1 protein-coding gene is annotated in these 296 nt (G+C 64.2%); it reads left to right on the top strand.

Translation table 11 applies throughout. From position 1 onward, the window contains the following. Positions 1–296: hypothetical protein (locus CBX98_RS26450; RefSeq protein WP_197710270.1), on the top strand; the 296-nt coding region annotated here is incomplete at both ends.

The raw sequence follows: 296 nt of genomic DNA, 5'->3' as shown, positions 1-296 counted from the left end.
TCACCTCCGTCACGCTGTCGATGCCACAGCCAGGCGCCGCGCAGACGCTCCTGTTCGGCAAGCTCGACACGACGGCCAACGACGACGACCTGCGGCACGCATATACGGCCATCGTCGACCGCTACGGTCAGTACACCCGAAGCACATGGCCAGAGAAGATCGACAGCGACGACGCCCTCAAGCAGCGCGCGAACGCCTTGCCGACAATGGCCGACGTCAAAGGCCTCGATCAGTACGGCGGCCGCACCGATCTACCTGCGCTGCAAAAGACCGGCTGGTTCCACCCCCAGAAGCAA

Origin of the sequence: Vibrio sp. T9 (genome assembly GCF_003123985.1) — a bacterium.
GTDB lineage: Bacteria > Pseudomonadota > Gammaproteobacteria > Enterobacterales > Vibrionaceae > Vibrio > Vibrio diabolicus.
Note: the sequence above shows the minus strand (reverse complement) of the source record. Positions and strands in the feature narration are given on the sequence as shown.